Source organism: Thioalkalivibrio sp. ALR17-21 (assembly GCF_000420185.1).
Lineage (GTDB): Bacteria > Pseudomonadota > Gammaproteobacteria > Ectothiorhodospirales > Ectothiorhodospiraceae > Thioalkalivibrio > Thioalkalivibrio halophilus.
This window is the reverse complement of the sequence record NZ_ATUL01000065.1, coordinates 1-1037: the sequence shown is the minus strand read 5'-3', so window position 1 is coordinate 1037 and position 1037 is coordinate 1. Positions and strand designations below refer to the sequence as shown.

The 1037-nt window shown below is 64.9% G+C and carries 1 protein-coding gene; it reads left to right on the top strand.

The genetic code is table 11. The features are described from left to right. Positions 1-234: 234 nt before the first annotated feature. The coding region (locus G020_RS0114580; protein ID WP_029681370.1) for a HAMP domain-containing protein at positions 235-1037 on the top strand (803 nt) is incomplete at its 3' end.

Genomic DNA, 1037 nt, shown 5'->3' with positions numbered 1-1037 from the left:
GCCGCGAAGAAGGAAGAGGAGAAGAAGAAGCCGGCCCCGCGCGCCCGGACGCAGCAGAAGTCCGCCACCGCGGACAGCAGCGAAGAATGGGAAGAGTTCTGAACCGCACGGGGCGCGGACCGATCCGGTAAGCCCCGCTGCCCGTAACCCGGCGACGCACCCGCGCCGCCCCAAGCGAACGTTTCGTTCCGCCGGACCGGCGGAGCCCAACCGATTCCGGACCAGGAGAGCAACATGGCGGCTGAAAGCAACGCGGAAGGCATTACCATCCCCGCGGACGAATACAACGAACTGGTGCGCATGCGCTGGGCGGTGGATACCGCCACCCAGCCGTTCATGATGATCCGCCCGGACTGGACCATCAATTACATGAACGAGCCGATGAAACGGCTGCTGCAGGAGCGCTCCGGCGACATCCGTGCCGCCGGCGGCACGCCCGCGGTCTCGGAAGGCGAGCGCCTGGACCGGGTCTTCCCCCAGTTGATTCCCGAACGCTCGACCATGGACGCCTGCCGCGAGGAAGGCATCGACCGCGAATATACCGTTGGCGAGGCGGTGCTCAAGGTCCACGTGACCGGGGAGAACTCCGAAGAAGGCGAGTTCCTGGGCAACACACTGGAGTGGTTCGACCTGACTGCTCAGCGTGATGCCGAGAGCCAGATCGAAAGGCTCATCCGGGAGGTGCTGGAGGGGCGCCTGGATGAACGCATCGACACCGACCAGATGGACGGCTTCGTCCAGCAACTGGGCGATGAACTGAACCGGCTGGTCGACTCGGTCAAGGAACCCGTCGATGAGGCCATCCGCGCCGTGCAGGCCCTCGCGGAGGGTGAACTGACGGTGCGCATGCAGGGCGAATACCAGGGCGAATTCGGTCGCATGCAGGAAGCCATCAACAGTTCCATGGATCACCTCGACGGACTGGTCGGGCAGATCCTGGAGGGTGCCAACAACGTGCGTTCAGCCTCCTCCGAGATCGCCCAGGGCAACACCGATCTGTCCCAGCGCACCGAGGAACAGGCCTCCTCGCTGGAGGA